The sequence below is a fragment of the Pandoraea sp. XY-2 genome, assembly GCF_004193915.1.
In the GTDB taxonomy this organism is placed as follows: domain Bacteria; phylum Pseudomonadota; class Gammaproteobacteria; order Burkholderiales; family Burkholderiaceae; genus Pandoraea; species Pandoraea cepalis.
The window spans coordinates 3,357,090-3,375,304 of sequence record NZ_CP030849.1; the positions used below are offsets into that span (position 1 = coordinate 3,357,090).

General features: G+C 64.6%; 13 protein-coding genes. 4 read left to right on the forward strand and 9 right to left on the reverse strand.

Annotated features, from left to right (window positions below; genetic code table 11):
* Positions 1-288: 288 nt before the first annotated feature.
* The 9 genes from mctP to DRB87_RS15200 all read right to left on the reverse strand — a co-directional run bounded on the left by mctP (position 289) and on the right by DRB87_RS15200 (position 10,217).
* Positions 289-1,839 (reverse strand): monocarboxylate uptake permease MctP, encoded by a 1,551-nt coding sequence (gene mctP / locus DRB87_RS15160; protein ID WP_130026489.1) that lies wholly within the window; start codon positions 1,837-1,839, stop codon positions 289-291.
* On the reverse strand, positions 1,836-2,066 hold the full coding sequence (locus DRB87_RS15165) for a DUF3311 domain-containing protein (RefSeq protein ID WP_130026490.1): 231 nt from the start codon (positions 2,064-2,066) through the stop codon (positions 1,836-1,838). The genes mctP and DRB87_RS15165 overlap by 4 nt, the downstream gene beginning before the upstream one ends.
* 209 nt (positions 2,067-2,275) lie before the next feature.
* On the reverse strand, positions 2,276-2,683 hold the full coding sequence (locus DRB87_RS15170) for a RidA family protein (protein ID WP_026131573.1): 408 nt from the start codon (positions 2,681-2,683) through the stop codon (positions 2,276-2,278).
* A gap of 2 nt (positions 2,684-2,685) precedes the next feature.
* Positions 2,686-3,156 carry a thioesterase family protein gene (locus DRB87_RS15175; RefSeq protein ID WP_017231831.1) on the reverse strand — a complete coding sequence of 157 codons (471 nt, stop codon included), beginning with the start codon at positions 3,154-3,156 and terminating at the stop codon, positions 2,686-2,688.
* Between the two features lie 96 nt (positions 3,157-3,252).
* Complete coding sequence (locus DRB87_RS15180; RefSeq protein WP_130026491.1) at positions 3,253-4,896, reverse strand: AMP-binding protein; 1,644 nt, start codon at positions 4,894-4,896, stop codon at positions 3,253-3,255.
* Positions 4,897-4,955: 59 nt separating this feature from the next.
* Positions 4,956-6,140, reverse strand: coding sequence for an acyl-CoA dehydrogenase family protein (locus DRB87_RS15185; protein WP_130026492.1), 1,185 nt, complete (start codon positions 6,138-6,140; stop codon positions 4,956-4,958).
* 13 nt (positions 6,141-6,153) lie between these two features.
* Positions 6,154-7,017: an enoyl-CoA hydratase family protein gene (locus DRB87_RS15190; protein ID WP_130026493.1), complete on the reverse strand. Its 864-nt coding sequence runs from the start codon at positions 7,015-7,017 to the stop codon at positions 6,154-6,156.
* A gap of 35 nt (positions 7,018-7,052) precedes the next feature.
* Positions 7,053-7,865 (reverse strand): SDR family NAD(P)-dependent oxidoreductase, encoded by an 813-nt coding sequence (locus tag DRB87_RS15195; RefSeq protein WP_130026494.1) that lies wholly within the window; start codon positions 7,863-7,865, stop codon positions 7,053-7,055.
* A gap of 9 nt (positions 7,866-7,874) precedes the next feature.
* Positions 7,875-10,217, reverse strand: a complete 2,343-nt coding sequence (locus DRB87_RS15200; protein WP_130026495.1) for a bifunctional salicylyl-CoA 5-hydroxylase/oxidoreductase — start codon at positions 10,215-10,217, stop codon at positions 7,875-7,877.
* A 313-nt stretch (positions 10,218-10,530) separates the two neighbouring features.
* Between DRB87_RS15200 and DRB87_RS23080 the strand changes: the two genes are divergently transcribed.
* The 4 genes from DRB87_RS23080 (at position 10,531) to DRB87_RS15215 (ending at position 18,202) form a co-directional block, all read left to right on the forward strand.
* Positions 10,531-10,728 (forward strand): hypothetical protein, encoded by a 198-nt coding sequence (locus DRB87_RS23080; protein WP_165385327.1) that lies wholly within the window; start codon positions 10,531-10,533, stop codon positions 10,726-10,728.
* A gap of 131 nt (positions 10,729-10,859) precedes the next feature.
* Positions 10,860-12,533, forward strand: coding sequence for a ShlB/FhaC/HecB family hemolysin secretion/activation protein (locus DRB87_RS15205; RefSeq protein ID WP_165385328.1), 1,674 nt, complete (start codon positions 10,860-10,862; stop codon positions 12,531-12,533).
* Between the two features lie 9 nt (positions 12,534-12,542).
* Positions 12,543-14,060, forward strand: a complete 1,518-nt coding sequence (locus DRB87_RS15210) for a filamentous hemagglutinin N-terminal domain-containing protein (protein WP_130026497.1) — start codon at positions 12,543-12,545, stop codon at positions 14,058-14,060.
* Positions 14,057-18,202, forward strand: a complete 4,146-nt coding sequence (locus DRB87_RS15215) for a hypothetical protein (protein ID WP_165385329.1) — start codon at positions 14,057-14,059, stop codon at positions 18,200-18,202. The genes DRB87_RS15210 and DRB87_RS15215 overlap by 4 nt, the downstream gene beginning before the upstream one ends.
* Positions 18,203-18,215 lie beyond the last annotated feature (13 nt).

Here is an 18,215-nt window from a genome sequence, read left to right on the forward strand (position 1 = left end):
CGTGAGAAGCGGGCGGTGTCGGTGGGGGGACTGGGGGCGTGGAGGGGGACGGACCGGGGCCCCTTTCTGCAGCGAGTTGGGTTTATGTTTGAGAGGCGGAAAGGGGCCCCGGTCCGTCTAGGGGAGCGGTGTTGAGGCCCCGGTCCGTCTAGAGGAGCGGTGCTGAGGCCCCGATCCGTCTAGGGGAGTGGTGTTGAGGCCCCGATCCGTCTAGGGGAGCGGTGCTCAGGCCCCGGTCCGTCCAGGGGATCGGTGTTGAGGCCCCGATCCGCCAGCAAAACACCCTCCTCAAGAATGGACTGCGTCTGAATAATCCTCTGGCCGGGTGGCATCAGAGCGTGGTTGCATGCCGAGCACCTTGACGAGCGCCGTCACTAGAACGGCGACAACCAGATTGATGAAGAGCGAATAGAGTGCGGCATAGCCGGGCATCGTGAGCGAGCCGATGTGCAGAGCGAAGACAGACGACTTGAAGCCTGTAGAAGCGGCCATCCACGTACCGACGGCGATACCGGCGAACCAACCGACCAGCAGGCCGCGATGATCGAGCCAACGGGTATAAAGCCCGAGCACGATTGCGGGAAGCGTCTGAATGATCCAGATGCCGCCGAGCAGTTGAAGCTGAATCGCGTATTGAAGCGGCAAGAACAGCACGAAGAACAGCGCGCCGAGCTTCACCACGAGCGAGACACGTTTTGCGATCAGCGTCTCCTGCGCGGCGGACACCGATCTATTCAGGAATTCCTTATGCACATTACGTGTATAGAGATTCGCGGCGGCGATCGACATAATGGCGGCGGGGACCAATGCACCGATGGCGATAGCGGCGAATGCCACGCCGACAAACCACGAAGGGAAGGCGTAGAGAAACAGCGCCGGCACGGCGAAATTCGTCCCATATTGCGCGAAATACGGTGCGAACTGAGGCATCGACTTCACCCCGGAGGCCAACGCCATGTACCCGAGCAAGGCGATCAACCCGAGCAGCAGCGTATAAGCGGGCAACAGCGCCATATTGCGTCGAATCGTATTACCGCTCTTTGCGCTGAGCAGCGCCGTAATCGAGTGCGGGTACAAGAACAGTGCGAACGCCGAGCCCAATGCCAACGTTGCATAAGCGCTGTAGCCTGCGAGCGAACCTCCTGATGGCGGTTTCAGCAGCAGATTCCCTGCGGGGACTGCCGCGAACACATGCGACATTCCGCCCAGGCGAATCGGAATCACGATCAACGCCGCGATAATCGTCAGATAAATCAGCGTGTCCTTCACAATCGCGATCAATGCCGGTGCGCGCAAACCACTGGTGTACGTGTAAGCGGCGAGAATCACGAACGCGATAATCAGTGGCAAATCGCCGAGCCAGCCTGTCGCGTGAAAGCCCAGGGCACCGATCACCACCTCGATCCCCACCAGTTGCAGGGCAATGTACGGCATCGTTGCCACGATCCCCGTGACCGCGATCGCCAGCCCTAGCCAACCGCTGCCGTAGCGAGCGCTTACAAAATCCGCAGCGGTCACATAGCCGTGCTTTCGCGACACCTGCCAAAGCTTCGGAAAGACCACAAACGCAAACGGGAAAACCAGAATCGTGTACGGCAACGCGAAGAACCCCAGCGCGCCGGCGCCGAACACCAACGCCGGCACAGCGATAAACGTATAAGCCGTATACAAATCGCCGCCGAGCAAAAACCAACTGACAATCGTGCCGAAGCGGCGCCCTGCCAGCCCCCACTCGTCGAGTTGCGCGAGATCCCCGCGTCGCCAGTGCGCCGCCACGAACCCCACGATCGTGACAAACACAAACAGCGCGACAAAAACCACCGTAGCCGTCCAGTTCATGATCGACCTCCCGTCGCAGCGTCAGTTGGCGCCGTGCGTCGGTGCACCCACGCCGTAAGCAGCGCAGTCACCAACACCCACGCAAATTGATACCAATAGAAAAACGGGAAACCGAAGAGAGATGGCTCGAGCCGGTTGTAGAACGGCACCCACAGAACGCCAGCGAAAGGCAGCAACAACAGCCACAGCCAACCCCTGCCGCGCGATAGCGACGCGTTTTCATTCATGATTGCGTACCTCCCGGCGGGATCGCCACCGATCGCTCACGCAACGTGTGCCTATAACGACTATATGTCCTGAAAAGCAAAACGGCTTACGGACAAACCCCAACCCAGCCGGATTCGCCATAAGCCGCATTTCGAGAGGAAAAACCGGCGTCGTCAGACCATGCCCGCCATCCTGCTTCCCCCCTTCACCTACCCAACATCCCCAACATCTACGCCGCCGGCACCACCGCCGTCACCTCGATCTCCACCTTCGCTTCGTCCTCCACCAGATCGGCCACTTCCACCGCCGTCATCGCCGGGAAGTGACGACCGATCACCGCGCGATAATGCTCTCCAATCGCGCGATAACACTCCACATACTCGCGCTTATTCTTCACATACCACGTCATGCGAACGATATGTTCCGGCTTCGCGTTGCCCTCCGCCAGAATCGCCACAATATTCTCAAGCGTCTGACGCACCTGCAGCGCGAAATCGTCCGTCTCGAAACGTTGCTGCCCATTCCAGCCGATCTGACCGCCGACAAACACAATGCGGCTGCCCGCCGTCATCTCGAAAGCCATGCCATTCGCATAGCCGCGCGGCTTCGCCCATTCGGGGGGTTGCAGAACTTGCAGCATCAGGACACTCCTTCAATAACAGAATCAGGTGCGGCAAAGCGCACAATCGCCGCGCGCTGGGCGTCGGGCACCGCGATCGGGGCGGGCCTGCCGCCCTCGCCCTTCGCGACCCAGACCAACACCAGCGTGGCTTGCAAACGCGTCTCGTCGTTCGCTCCGGAAAACCGGATGCGCAACGTCATCGACGAACGACCCAGACGCGAGACCTCCAGCGAACGCTGGAGCGTCTCGCCCAAAAAACTCGGCGCACTGAAGCGACACTCAATGTTCGCCGTCGGCACGCCCATCGCATTACGCAAATGCATCTCGCCGAACGACAGACCCAGCCCTTCGGCGCACCAGTCCTCGACCAGATCGTTCATCATCTCGAAATAGCGCGGATAGAACACAATCCCGGCCGGATCGCAATGCTTGAACCGCACCAACAACGGCTTCACAAACGCGTGCGCCGCCACCTCAGCTTCCGACATATCCTCTCCCCCGCATGTCTCGTCGTCACACCGCGTCAACGTGAGTGGGCGCCCACTGGAGCGCCCCACCCTCGCCTCAATGCACCTCAATGCACCTCAATGCGCCATCTGCCGCAGCTTGAAGCGCTGAAGCTTGCCCGTCTCCGTGCGCGGCAGTGCATCGACAAATTCAATCGCCCGCGGATACTTGTACGGCGCGATGTTAGCCTTCACATACTCCTGAAGCGCCCTCACCATCGCGTCGTCGCGCGGCTCGCCCGCCTTGAGCACCACATACGCCTTCACAATCTGACCGCGCGCCTCGTCGCTCGCGCCGACCACCCCGCACTCCGCTACCGCCGGGTGCTTCAGCAATGCCGACTCCACCTCAGGGCCCGCGATGTTGTACCCCGCCGACACAATCATGTCGTCCGAGCGCGCCTGATAGTAATAATTACCGGCCTCGTCACAACAGAACGTATCGCCCGGCAGATTCCAGCCATTCTTCACATAATTCGTCTGACGCGAGTCCGCAAGATATCGACACCCCGTCGGCCCCTTCACCGCCAGCTTGCCTACCTTGCCCGGCGGCAGCGGCTGCATGTTCTCGTCAACGATCATCGCGATATAGCCCGGCACCGGCTTGCCGATCGCGCCCGGCACCACGTCGCCGTTCGCCGCCGAGATGAAAATATGAATCATCTCCGTGCCGCCAATGCCGTCGATCATCTCGATACCCGACGCCTGCTTCCAGAGTTGACGCGTTGCATCCGGCAACGCCTCCCCCGCCGACACCGTCTTCTTCAGACTCGACAGATCGTACTTGCCCACCAGCGCAGCCATCTGACGATAGAACGTTGGCGCCGTGAAACAGATCGTCGCGCGGTACTGCTCGATCGCCTGCAGCAGACTGTCCGGCGTGAGCTTCTCCAACAACACCGTTGCCGCTCCGACACGCAACGGGAACGTCAACAGGCCGCCCGTACCGAAAGTGAACGCTAATGGGGGGGTGCCGCAGAAAATGTCCTCCGGCCCCGGCTTGAGCACATGACGCGGAAACAGATCGCACATCGCCAACACATCACGATGGAAATGCATCGTGCCCTTCGGCTGCCCCGTCGTGCCGCTCGTGAACGCAATCAGGCAGACATCGTCCACCGCCGTATCGCAAGCCTCGAAACTCGCCGGCTGGCGGGCCATGCGCGCCTCCAGTGAGTCCTCACCCACGTCGTGGAAGTACACCACCTGCGTCAACGCGGGACAGAAATACTCATGGTCCGCCCGGCGGTTGAACTCCAGTTCATCCTTCAAACGCCCATCGCACAGCGCCGCACCGACCTCCGCCTTGTCGACGATCTGCTTGAGTTCCTTCGCGCGCAACAACGGCATCGTCGGCACGCCCACCAGCCCCGCCTTGATCACCGCCAGCCACGCCGCCGCCATGAACAGGTTATTGGGTCCGCGCAACAGCACGCGATTGCCTGGCACCAGCGCCATGTCGTTGCGCAGCACGTGCGCGATGCGGTCGACCATCTCGCGCAAACCGAAATACGTCGTGACCGTCGTCTGACCGTTCTCCACCGAATAAATCGCAGGCGCCTCGCCGCGACCTTGCGCAATCGCGCGATCCAGCAATTCGGCGGCGCAATTGATACGCGCCGGGTACGCCACGTCCGGATTGTCCAGCAGAAACTCGGGCCACTGATCCACGGGCGGCAGATTGTCGCGCGCGAAAGTGTCGAGATGTCCAGATCGTTCCATGTGCTTCTCCTTGCCCCCGGTAATCAAGCATGACGCCTGCGCGCCGCCACAGACAGCGCTCAGCCGTCCTTGAGCAGTTCGCGCGCGATGATCAGTTTTTGTACTTCCGTTGCCCCTTCGTAGATTCGCAGCGAGCGAATCTCACGGTACAGACGCTCCACGATCGCGCCCGACACCACGCCCGCGCCGCCGAACATCTGCAACGCGCGGTCGATCACCTGCTGCGCCGACTCCGTCGCGAACATTTTCGCCATCGCCGCCTCGCGTGTCGTGCGCTGCCCCTGCACGTCACGCTGCCAGGCCGCGCGATACGTCAGCAACGCCGCGGCGTCCACCGACGTCGCCATCTCGCCCAAGGCCGCCTGCGTGATCTGGAAATCGGCGAGCGTCTGCCCGAACATTTCGCGCGACTTCGCTCGCGCCAGCCCTTCGTCGAGCGCGCGACGGGCAAAGCCCAGCGCCGCCGCCGCCACCGACGCGCGGAAAATATCCAGCGTCATCATCGCCACCTTGAAGCCCTGCCCCGCCTCGCCCAAACGCTGCGACGCCGGTACGCGACAGTTCTCGAACTTCAGACGCGCCAGCGGGTGCGGCGCACTCACGTCGATCCGCTCGGCAATCGTCAGCCCCGGCGTGTCGGCGTCCACCACGAACGCGCTGATACCGCGGGCGCCGGGCGCCTCGCCCGTACGCACGAAGACACAATAGAAGTCCGCGATGCCGCCATTCGAAATCCACGTCTTCTCGCCGTTCAGCAGGTAGTCGTCGCCATCGCGCGTGGCCGAACACGCCATCGCGGCCACATCCGACCCGGCATTCGGCTCCGAGAGCGCAAACGCCGCAATCGCCTCGCCCGAGGCCACGCGCGGCAGATAGCGCTGCTTGAGCGCCTCGCTGCCCGCCAGCGTGATCGCGCCGCTACCCAATCCCTGCATCGCAAAGGCGAAGTCAGCCAGTCCGTCGTGACGCGCGAGCGTCTCGCGCAGCACACACAACGCCCGCGAATCCAATTGATCCAGCGCGCCGCCATGACTCGCGCTCACGCAATACTTCAGCCAGCCCGCGCGACCCAGTTGGCGCACCAGCGACACGCATGTCGCGTCGGTATCCGCGTGGTGATCGACCTTCAGTTCGCGCGTGCACCAGGCGTCGAGTTCCGCGCCCAACCGGCGATGCGCCTCGTCGAAAAACGGCCACGCCAGAAAGTCGCCATTGCGCGCGTTGTGGGGAGTGATATCGCTCATCGTCTCGCTCGCGTCAGTCGCCCTTGAACACCGGTTTTTGCTTGGCGACGAAAGCGTCGTAAGCGCGGCGGAAGTCCTTCGTCTGCATACAGATGGCCTGCGCTTCGGCTTCGGCCTCGATGGCCTCGTCCACGCCCATGTTCCACTCCTGATGCAACAGTTTCTTGGTCACGCCGTGCGCGAACGTCGGGCCGCAGGCGATCTGATCGGCCAGCGTCTGCGCGGCCGAGAGCACGGTGCCGCCGTCATGCAGGGCATTGAAAAAGCCCCATTGCAGCCCTTCCTCGGCCGTCATCACGCGACCGGTGTACAGCAACTCCGACGCGCGGCCCTGCCCGATCATGCGCGGCAGCAGCGTGCACGCGCCCATGTCGGCACCCGCCAGCCCCACGCGCACGAACAGGAACGCCGTCTTCGCCTGCGGCGTCCCCAGACGCATGTCGGAGGCGAGCGCCATCATCGCCCCAGCCCCGGCACAAATCCCGTCGATGGCGCTGACGATCGGCTGCGGACAGGCTCGCATCGCCTTGACCAGATCGCCCGTCATGCGCGTGAAGTCGAGCAGCTCAGGCATGCTCATCTGCGTGAGCGGGCCGATGATTTCGTGAACGTCGCCGCCCGAGCAAAAATTGCCGCCCGCGCCCGTCACGACGACCGTCTTGATATCCGTGGCGTAGACCAGACCTCGAAACAGATCGCGCAACTCCGCATACGAGTCGAACGTCAGCGGATTCTTCTTGTCGGGACGATTCAGCGTGATCGTGCCCACGCTCGCGCGCCCTTGCGCGTCGTTCGACACCGACCACAGAAAGTGCTGGGCTTCATAGTTCGCGAACGGGCGCTTGTGATGCGCCATCGTCAATTTCACGTCGCTCATTGGCCGATCTCCTCAAATAGTGTGTGCATGGGCGCTTAGCCGACGGTCACTTCGCCGCCCGCCACCGCGATCGATTGTCCTGTCACGGCACCGGCGCCCGGCTGGCAGAGCCACAGCACGGCGTCGGCCACCTCTTGCGGTTGCACGAGACGGCCCTGCGGATTGCGGCGGGCCAACTCGGCGCGCGCATCGTCTTCACTGCGACCGGTCTTCGCGACGATATTCGCCACCGCGTCGCGCACGATATCCGTTTCCGTATACCCCGGGCAAACGGCATTCACCGTCACCCCTTTCTTCGCCACTTCGAGCGCCAGTGCGCGCGTGAGCCCGACCACGCCGTGCTTGGCCGCGCAATACGCAGTGACATACGGATACCCGATCAGCCCGGCGGTACTCGCCACGTTCACGATGCGGCCCCACCCGGCCGACAGCATCGAGGGCAGCGCGGCGGAAATACAGTGGAACGTCCCCGTCAGGTTGACGTCGATCATTTGTTGCCAGAGCGCACTGTCCGTCTTGCCGAATGGCGCGCTGAGTGCTTGCCCCGCGTTGTTCACCAGCACCTGCACCGGGCCGAAGCGCCCGGCCGCGCCGGCAAAGGCCGCGGCGACGGCGGAGGCGTCCGAGATATCCGCACTGACCCAGGCCACCTTGCCATGCGCGGCCAACGCGTGTGCGCCGCTCGCGAGCGTGGCTTGATTGCGTCCGAGCAGCGTCACCCGTGCGCCCTGCGCCAGCAGTGACCGGGCCACGGCCTCACCGATACCGCGCGCGCCGCCCGTCACCAGCGCATGCACACCCGCGAGCGATGCGGGCGATGCGCCAGCCGAGATTGTCGTTGACGTCATGAACTGTCCTTATTTACCGATCTGTTGAGCGTAGGCGGCCGCACGCTCCAGATTGGTCTCGTACTGCCGCTTGCCCGCATAGTACTGTGACGGCCACGGCAGATCCTTGTAGCCGATCTTCGCGGCTTCGTGCAGCGTCCAGAACGGATCGGCGAGGTGCGGTCGCGCCAGCGCGCACAGATCGGCACGGCCCGACGCGATGATGCTGTTCACGTGATCCGCCTCGAAAATCGCGCCCACCGCCATCGTCGGAATGCCGGCCTCGTTGCGCACACGGTCGGCAAACGGCGTCTGGAACATGCGCCCGTAGACCGGCTTCTCGTCCTTGCTGACCTGGCCCGACGAGCAGTCGATGAGATCCGCACCAGCGTCCTTGAAGGCGCGCGCAATCGTCACGGCGTCGTCTGGCGTGATGCCGCCTTCGACCCAGTCATGCGCAGAAATCCGCACCGACATCGGCTTGGCCGCCGGCCAGACATCGCGCACCGCATGGAAGACTTCCAGCGGATAACGCAGCCGGTTCTCCAGCGAGCCGCCGTACGCGTCCTGACGCTGGTTCGTGAGCGGAGAGATGAAGCTCGAGAGCAGATAGCCGTGAGCACAGTGCAGTTCGAGCCAGTCGAACCCCGCCTCGGCAGCGCGACGGGCGGCGTGCACGAAGTCGTCCTTGACGCGGTCCATGTCGGCGCGGGTCATCTCGCGCGGCGTCTGCGACACGCCCTCGATGTAAGGCAGCGGCGAGGCCGAGATCAGCGGCCAGTTACCCTCGTCGAGCGGCTGGTCGATGCCGTCCCAGGCCAGCCGCGTCGAGCCCTTGCGACCGGCGTGGCCGATCTGCATGGCGATCCTGGCGTCGCTGCCCGCGTGCACGAAGTCGACGATGCGCTTCCACGCGTCGCGTTGCGTGTCGTTCCACAGGCCGGGGCACCCCGGCGTGATGCGTGCGTCGGGCGACACGCAGGTCATCTCCGCGACGATCATGCCCGCACCGCCCAGCGCGCGGCTGCCCAGGTGTACGAGGTGGAAGTCGCCCGGCACACCGTCGACCGACGAGTACATGGCCATCGGCGACATCACGATTCGGTTCTTGAGCGTGAGTTCGCGCGCCCGGTACGGGGTGAACATCGGCGGAATCGCCTGCTGGCCGTCGGCGCGCGTCACGCCGGAACGCTTGGCGAGCCAGTCTTCGAAGCCTTCGACATAGGCAGGGTCGCGCACGCGCAGGTTCTCGTGAGAAATCCGTTGCGAGCGCGTGAGCAGCGAGTAAGCGAATTGCTCCGGCGCGAAGCGAGCATAGCGATCGACGGTTTCGAACCACTCCGTCGAGTTCCGGGCGGCGTTCTGAATCTTGAGCACTTCGACGCCGCGCGCGGCTTCGTAGTCGGCCAGCACGCGCGGCAGGGCATCGATGCCCTCGCTGCGCAGACCGTCGGCGAGGGCGATGGCGTCTTCCAGCGCGAGCTTGGTGCCCGAGCCGATCGAGAAGTGCGCGGTGTGGGCGGCGTCGCCCATGAGGACAACAGGCACCCGTTTGCCGTCGACATCGCGCCAGTGCACCCAGTGTTCGCAGATCACGCGCGGGAAGCGGATCCAGATGGCCGAGCCGCGCAGGTGCTTGGCGTTGCTCATGAGTTCATGGCCGCCGAGGTACTTCGCGAAGAGGTTTTCGCAGAACTTCACGCCCTCTTCCTGGCTCATCTGATCGATGCCGTGGGCGCGCCAGACTTCCTCGGGCGTCTCGACGATGAACGTCGACGTGTCGGCATCGAACTGATAGGCGTGCGCCTGAAACCAGCCGTGCTCGGTCTTCTCGAAGGCGAACGTGAAGGCGTCGAAGCGTTGATGCGTACCGAGCCAGACGAAACGGTTCTGCCGCGTATCGATGTCCGGGCGATACGTGTCGGCGTAACGGGTACGGATGCGACTGTTCAGGCCGTCGGAGGCGATCACCAGGTCGGCCTGATAGCGGCGGGCGATCTCGTCATCGTCGGCCACGTCGGTCTCGAAAACCAGTTCGACGCCGAGCGCTTCGCAGCGCGCCTGCAAGATGTTGAGCAGCTTCTTGCGGCCGATGCCGATGAAGCCGTGACCGCCCGAGGTGATCGTGCGGCCTTCGAAGTGGATGTCGATGTCATCCCACCGGTTGAAGGCGGCGTTGATCTGCGCGGCACTCTCCGGATCGGCCTCCTGAAGGTTGTCCATGGTGGCATCGGAGAACACGACGCCCCAGCCGAACGTGTCGTAGGGCCGATTCCGTTCGACCACCACCACACGATGCGACGGATCGCGCAGCTTCATCAACAACCCGAAATACAGGCCCGCAGGACCGCCACCGATACAGACGATATTCATCTCCAGCCTCCGGATTCACAGATCGCGCCGCATTCGCCGATCTTTGTTAAATCGTAAATAGTTTATACCTAAAATACTAGCGAAAAAAAATGCGGCCGGCAAGGTGGTCAGACCCTGATGTTCAACGGGTCGGGAAAGCCCTTAGAAGGGGAATCGTCTGAGGCGACCATCGGACGATTCCGAAATTTTGCCAATGGGTCCAAAACCGAAATACTTGGCAATGCCCGTCTGCCAGAATTCTCGCCGTCGTGTCACTCACGGTTCCTTCCAACCTCTGGCCAGACGCCAGGGTGTAAGCCCCCCCGGCTGCTGCATGTTCACCGTGCTCACTGTTGCGCCCTTTTTGCGCATTCGCGTCTGCGTGCGCGCCGGAATCCGCCATGGCGGATTCCGGCGTGCGCGTGATGTCGCGATGCCCCGTTTCGACTACAAAAAAGGGCAACATCATCCGTGGTACATCGTGACCGTCCGGTCTTCATCGCATCGCTGCATCGCCGCCTTGGCGCCGTAGTCCCTTACCTCCCTTGCGCTCCTCGCGTCCCCCACGTCCTTTGCACACCGGCCGTCCTGCGCGCGAGCCTGCTGGCGTGTGGGCTCGCGCTTCAGTGCCCGACCGGTATCGCGCAAGGCCACCCGTCCGCGTTGCACGACGCCGTGCGGCAAGGCGTGCAGGACGAACAACTGGAGCGCCAGCGCCGGGAGGCCGACGAGCGCGAACAACGCGCCGACGCGCCCGACGTTCGCCTGCCCGCCCTCCCCGACGGCGCACTGGCCGCGCAAGACAACCTGCGGCTTCCCGCCGAATCGCCCTGCGTTGCGCTGCGCAGCGTCACGCTCACGGGCCTGGGCGGCGCCCCGCTGCCAGCGCCCTTCGCGTCTGTCGAAGCAGCGATCGTGCCGTTCGTCGGACAGTGCGCCGGCACGAACGGGGTGGCCCGGGTTGCCGCAGTGGCCACCCAAGCGATCCTGGCCGAGGGCTGGGTCACCACACGCGTGATCGTTCCCGAGCAGGATATGGCCGATGGGCATCTGACGCTCCAGGTCATCCCCGGCACCGTCTCGGCGATGCGCTTCTCGGATCCGGCCACACGCGGCACCTGGCGGTCCGCAGTCCCCTTGCGCGACGGTGACTTGCTCTCGCTGAGCGCACTGGAGCAGGGACTCGAACAACTCAAGCGCCTGCCGAGCCAGGATGCCGATATTCGCATCGAGCCCGGTGACACGCCCGGATCTAGCGAGGTCCTGATCGACGTGCAACGGCAACGGCCGTGGCGTCTGCTGGCCTCCGTCGATAACAGCGGTACGCGCGACACCGGGCGCTTGCAGGGTCAACTGGCGATCGGCGTCGATAACCCGCTCGGCCTGAACGACCTTCTCGATGTTGCCGTCCAGCACGACCTGTCGACCGGCGACGACCGGTTCGGCACCCGGGGCGCGAGCGCCAGTTATTCGGTGCCCTGGGGTTACCACACCGTCTCGGTCTTCGGCAGCACGCGCGCTTACTTCCAACGCATTGCGGGGGCCAACGAATCGTTCGTGTCGAGCGGGCGCAACCAGACGGTCGAACTGCGGCTGGAGCGCGTGGTCCATCGCGACAGCCGTGGCAAGACGGCACTCGACGCCCGGCTGGGACGCCGTTTCGGCAAGAGCTTCATCGAAGACTTCGAGATCTCGCAGCAGTATCGGAACAACACCTATCTGCAAATCGGGACCACGCACCGGCATTACTTCGGTGCGGCGCAGGCGGACCTAGCGCTGAGCTACCGACAAGGCATGCCTTGGTTCGGCGCACAGGACGACCTGCGCGATCCCGTCACCCGCCAGCCGACGAAGCAGACGTATCGGTACCGCATGTTCACGCTGGACGTGCAGTGGTCCGTACCACTCCCCGTGGAGCGTTTCCCCATCCGGTATGTCGGCACGCTCCACGCACAGACCACCGCCAACGCCTTGTGGGCCGTCGACCAGATCGCCATCGGCGGCCGGTACAGCGTGCGCGGCTTCACCGGCGACCAGACCCTGAGCGCCGAGCGCGGCTTCTTCCTTCGCAACGAATTGCACGTGCCAATCGCGACGAGTGCGCACGCCGCGTACGTGGGTGTGGACTACGGCCGGGTGTTCGGCCCGAGCGCCCGCTACCTTCCCGGCACCCAACTGGCCGGCGCGGTCATCGGCCTGCGCGGACAAATCGGCACGTACGGCGGCCCGTGGGGCAACGCCAGCTACGACGTGTTCATCGCCAAACCCCTCCTCCGCCCTGCCCGGTTTCCCGTCAACGCCGCCGTTGCCGGCATCTCGATCGCCCTTCGCTACTGAGTCCCGACCATGAACACACGTTGCTTCCATCTGATCTTCAGCCATGTCCAACGCCAGTGGGTCGCGGTCGGCGAGAACGTTCGGCGCGGCCGAACGCCCGGATGCGGGCGCAATTCGCGTCGTCACCAGCCGGGCGCTACGCCTGCGGTAGCGCCGCGGCACCACGTCCTGCATCCGCTTCGTTCTGCGCTCGTGCCCGCGCTGCTCGCCCTCGGCTTCCCGATCACTGCGGCATCGCAAATCGTTGCCACCCCCGGCCCTCATGCGCCCGGCGTCAGCACCACGCCGAACGGCTTGCCGCTCGTCAACATCACGGCACCCAGCGCAGCGGGCGTTTCGCAAAACCAGTACCAGCAGTTCGACGTTCCCACGCAAGGGGCGATTCTCAACAACTCGCGCTCCATTGTGCAGACGCAAATCGGCGGTCTCGTGCCCGGCAACCCCAACCTCGCGGGCGCACCAGCGCGAATCATCGTCAACCAGGTCACCGGGGCGCTGCCATCGCGCCTCGCCGGCTATCTCGAAGTGGCCGGGCAACGGGCCGAAGTCATCGTCAGCAACCCCAATGGGCTCACCTGCGACGGCTGCGGTTTCATCAACACCGATCGTGGCGTACTCACTACCGGCCTGCCGGTGTTTGGCGGCACCGGCTCGCTCGAAGCGTTTCGCGTGACCGACGGGCGCCTGCTCATTACCGGCAGCGGCCTGAACGCCAGCAACCTGACGCACGCCGCCTTGCTGGCCCGCGCCGTCGAGGTGAACGCCGCCGTTCACGCGCAACAACTGGATGTCATCGCGGGCCTGAACGAGATCGACGCGGCGACGTTCGGTGTGAACAGCAGCGTCGTGTCCACGAGCGGCGCGCCGCCCTTCGCGCTCGACGTCTCTCGTCTGGGCGGCATGTATGCCGGGAAAATCCGGCTCATTGGCACCGAAGCCGGCGTGGGCGTCAACGTAGACGGGCACATCACCGCCAACCAGGGGTCGCTGGTGCTGAACAGCGCGGGGCAACTTCAGATTGGCGGACGGCTGAGCGCGCGCGAGGACCTGCACGCCACCGCTGCCGATGACTTGTCCATCCGTGGCGAGACGGTAGCCGAAGGCGCACTGACGCTGCGAAGCACGCGCGACCTCGTCAGTTCGGGCACCCTGCGCGGAGCGCGTGACGTGACGCTCGATGCCGGCGGCACGTGGCGCCATACCGGCACCGTGTCGGCAGGGCGGCATCTGGTCGCCAATGCGGCGGCCGTGGCGTCCTCTGGCGCGATGGCTGCCGGTGCCAACGCCGACGGCACCCACGGGGAAACAGGCAACCTGTCGCTCGCCACCGCGGGCCTGATGCAGGCCGGGGGTACCCATTCGGCCACCGGCGACATCGCCTTGATCGGCGACGCCCTCGATTTCACCGGCGCGACATCGACCACCTTGCGCGGGCTGCGGATGCACGCGCGCAATGGCGCCGTCACGATGACGCGCGCGACAACACACGTCGGGGCGCCACGAAAATTAAGGCGCAGCACGATGTGATCCACGATGGGGCAACGCTCAGAACGTCCGGCCTCGTCGTCGAGGCTTCCGGACTGAGCAATCGCGGCGGGCACCTCTCGCAATGGGGCGTGTCCCCGCTCCGAATCTCGCTGTCCGGCCTGCTGCGCAATCGCGACGGGCAGATACATGCCAACGGCAGTGACTTCTCGCTGACATCCGGGCAGATCGACAACACGTCGGGCAAGATCGAGCACGCCGGCGCGGGCGACTTCCGCGTTGCCAGCGGGGGTGTCGACAACACGCGCGGGACGCTCGCCACCAACGGCGCCCTGTCCATCGACGCGAGCACCTGGCGCAACGATGACGGCACCGTCTCGGCGAAACGTTCCCTGACGGCCGGACTACTCGGCCTGATGACGAACACAGGCGGGCTGATGCAATCCGGGGGCGTGTTTTCGCTGCGGGCGGACACCATCGAGAACCGCGGCGGACGGTTGCTGGCGCTGGGCAATGCCGACCTTCGCCTGCACGCCGAGACGCGCATAGACAACGCACGTCTGGGCGATACCCAGGGGCAAATTGCCGGGCGCGGCGACGTGACGCTCTCAGGCGCATCGCTCTCCAATAGCGGGACATGGACGGCGCAAGGGTCGCTCGTCGCCAATGCCGCGGGCCCCTTGCTGAACGCAGGCGGGCGCATCGTTGCACGGCATCACGTCACCCTTGCTGTTCGCGGCCTGTTCGACAACGCCAGCGGCATCTTGAGCGCGGGCGAGGCATTGAGCCTGCATGCCGACACGATCGGCAACACGCGCGGGCAGATACAGGCGACTTCGCTTGCGGTGAACGCCCAGCACCTGGACAACGGCGTCGGGGCGATCCGCCAGACAGGCACCGGCGCCGATCACTCGGCACTATTGAGCATCGGCGGGCGTCTTCAAAATCGCGAGGGCGAGATCCACTTCGCCGCCGGTGACGCCAACCTGGACGCCACCGAATTCGACAACACGGGTGGCACCGTGGCGCATGCCGGGTACGGCAAGTTGTCCATCAAGGGGCAGTCTCTCGACAATCGCGAGGGTCGCGTTGGCACGAACGGGGACTTCTTGTTGCGTGTAACGTCGCTGACGAATGCCCACGGCCGCATGACGGCACTACGACACTTGCGCGCAAACGTCGACGCGAGCTTGAACAACGCGTCGGGGCAGTTGTCGGGGAAGTCCGTGACGCTGGAGGTCGGCGAGACGCTAGCTAACCGCGCGGGTTCGGTAGAAGCCAGCGATGCGCTACGGGTGGAGGCTCGCAATGTCGACAACGCGGCGGGGGCCCTGCTCAACAGCGGCCAAGCACCCACGACCCTGGCCGTTCAAGATAAGTTGACCAACACGGAAGGCGGCCGAATCGCGGCCAATGCGGACCTCACCGTCACGGCGGGCAGCTTCGACAACACTGGGGGTCGGCTGCATGCGGGCAAGTCCCTTGCGCTGACGACCGCCTCGGATCTACTCAACGCGGCAGGCTACCTCACTGCGGGCGAGCGTCTCGACATCGTCGCCGGTGGCAGCATCGTCAACCGCGCCGGCCACGTGAGCGCACGCGACGCCCTGCGCATCGCGGCCACCGGCAACCTCGACAACGGGTTGGGGACATTCGACGTCAGTGCGCCCTATGGATACTTGCGCTTGTCCGGGCGACAACTGGACAACGCCGGTGGCCGCGTCGCGAACGCTGGCACCGGTGCCGTCGACATCGTCCTGCGCGAACGGCTACGCAATCGCGCCTCTGCCGGAAACACGGCGAAGTCCGTCGGCAGCATTGCCGGCAACGGTGCCGTCAACGTGTCGGCCAATGGTATCGACAACCTCGAGGGTGCATGGATCGCCGCCGGCGGATCGCTCAAGCTCACCTCGACCCGAGACATCGACAATCGCTTCGGGCGGCTGCAAGCACATGGCCCGTTGACCACGACAGCGGATGAAAACATCACGAACGCGGATGGCGTGATGCATGCCGGCAAGGCGCTCTACGTCGCGGCGGGCGGCAAGCTCGACAACACGCGCGGAAGCATGGAGACCGCAGGCGATCCGTCGACTGGCGGCGACGAAGCGCTCACCCTCGCCTCCGTCACGCTCGACAACACCGACGGCCGGATCGTCAACGGCACGCGCGGCGACATGACCCTCACGGCGAACGCGATCACGAATGCGCTGACCCGCCCTTCGTCGGCGAATCGTCCGGTCGGACTGTTGGGCGGTAACGGTCGCGTCTCCATCACCACGTTCGCGCTGATGAATGGCCCGAACGCGCTGATCAGTGCCGGCGCGGACCTATCGCTGAGCGTGCGCGACACCCTCGGCAATGGTGGGAGCCTGTTCTCGGGCGCCGATCTCGGCGTGATGTGGCGCGATACGCAACGAACGCGGTCGTTCGAGAACACCGGGACGGTTCATGCGCGTCGCGATGCGTCCGTCGCCGTGGCCGAACTGGCCCACCACGCCGGCGAAATCGCCGTCAATCAGAATCTGATCCTGCACACCGAGCGCCTGCGCGGCAGTGCGCGATTACGGGCGGGCAACGATCTGCACGTCTCGTTGCCGGGCGACTTTACCTATGGCGTCGACCACGCCTGGCAAGCGAACGGCAGTCTCAAGCTCGACGTCGGCGGCTTGTTGCGCGTTCACGGCGCGCTCGGGGCCATGAAGCAACTCACGGTGAACGCGGCCCGCGTCGTCAACACGGCGCAAGGCCGCTTGCGCGCCGGCTCGGTGTTCGTCAACGTGGCGGACGACATCACCAACGACACACGCATCGATGGCGACGAGGTCAGCCTCATCGGCGCCCGCTTCACGAACACCGGCGCCGTCATCGGCGGCCGCATCCGATTCGACGGCGCCAGCTTCGTCAACACGGGCGAGCGCGCCGTGCTGGCGGCAACGCAGCAATTGGATCTCTTCGTCTCCGGCAATCTCCTCAACGAGAACGGCGCGACGCTCTACAGCCTGGGCACCCTGCGTGTCGCCGCGGGCGAGACGCGCGATGCGCAGGGCTACCTGACGCAGCAAACCGGTAGCTTCATCAACCGATCGGCCGTCCTCGAAGCGGGTGGCGATGTCGACATCGCGACGCGCGAGTTCGTGAACGAGCGCAGCTACATCAACATTGTGCGAGCCAGCGACGCGGGCGAGACACAGACGGTGCGCGACGTCTGGATCGCCGGCTACGTGGCGCTGCCGAGGGAATCGGGCAGCCGGGCACGATGCGCCGCCGGCGAGGCATCCGTGTGCGAAGAATTGCCGACCGAGCATACGAGCCATAGCCTGAGCGTGAACGGCGAACCGGCGATGATCGAGGAGACCTACGAAGAGACCAACCCGTTCGGCAAAGTCGTGCGACAAACACGCCTGATCCCGAATCCGCGCAACCAAGCCTTTACGCAGTGGCGTTGGGGACGTGAAGCGCGCGCGGCACTCTCAGCAGAGAAGCTCCACGTAGTGAACAGCCCCATCAGCGTCACGATCGCCAAGCGCGGGGTGACGGCGCTCGACACCGACAAGAAGACGTTCTCTCTGGAGCACCCCATCATCGAGTTGTACAAGCGGAACTTCTTCTCGAAAGATTACAGCTCCCGCAACATCACCCAACGCGCCGTTCAGCATTTCGAGTCGATCGCGGACGACGGCAACGGCAATTGGGTCATCCAGTTCTGGCCCGACTACGATCCCGGCGAGCACATCCGGCCCACCGTCGTCGACCAGTCCCGTCAGACCATTACCGGGGATTCAGAGGAAGGCGTGCGGATCTTCCGCCGTGGACACGGCATCGAGGACGGCCGCGACACCAACGAATACCGTCGCCGCGTTACCGTTCGCAGCACGACCGATGTCCTGGGTGACGTTGCCGCGCCGAGCGTCATCACGTCGCAGGGCACGATACGCCTGAACGTGGACAACGGCACCGCGTTGAATCATGCGTCGACGATCAGCGCCGGCGGCGACCTGCAGGTTCGCGGCAACGGCGGGCAAATCACGAGCCGCAGCGTCGGGCTTGAGCACGTGGAGCGCATCGCGCAATCGTCCGATCTGTATTGGCACGAGAAGAGCGGCAACAGCGATAGCTGGTTCACGACGGTCGATCTCGACGTGACGGAACGGCGCTCCATCGTCGGGGGCTGCCCAGTCTGATCACGTCGAACCA

Coding starts and splice junctions, on each gene's coding strand:
- mctP (WP_130026489.1), bottom strand. CDS start 1,839: ATGAACTGGACGGCTACGGTGGTTTTTGTCGCGCTGTTTGTGTTTGTC.
- DRB87_RS15165 (WP_130026490.1), bottom strand. CDS start 2,066: ATGAATGAAAACGCGTCGCTATCGCGCGGCAGGGGTTGGCTGTGGCTG.
- DRB87_RS15175 (WP_017231831.1), bottom strand. CDS start 3,156: ATGTCGGAAGCTGAGGTGGCGGCGCACGCGTTTGTGAAGCCGTTGTTG.
- DRB87_RS15180 (WP_130026491.1), bottom strand. CDS start 4,896: ATGGAACGATCTGGACATCTCGACACTTTCGCGCGCGACAATCTGCCG.
- DRB87_RS15185 (WP_130026492.1), bottom strand. CDS start 6,140: ATGAGCGATATCACTCCCCACAACGCGCGCAATGGCGACTTTCTGGCG.
- DRB87_RS15190 (WP_130026493.1), bottom strand. CDS start 7,017: ATGAGCGACGTGAAATTGACGATGGCGCATCACAAGCGCCCGTTCGCG.
- DRB87_RS15195 (WP_130026494.1), bottom strand. CDS start 7,865: ATGACGTCAACGACAATCTCGGCTGGCGCATCGCCCGCATCGCTCGCG.
- DRB87_RS15200 (WP_130026495.1), bottom strand. CDS start 10,217: ATGAATATCGTCTGTATCGGTGGCGGTCCTGCGGGCCTGTATTTCGGG.
- DRB87_RS23080 (WP_165385327.1), top strand. CDS start 10,531: ATGTTCACCGTGCTCACTGTTGCGCCCTTTTTGCGCATTCGCGTCTGC.
- DRB87_RS15210 (WP_130026497.1), top strand. CDS start 12,543: ATGAACACACGTTGCTTCCATCTGATCTTCAGCCATGTCCAACGCCAG.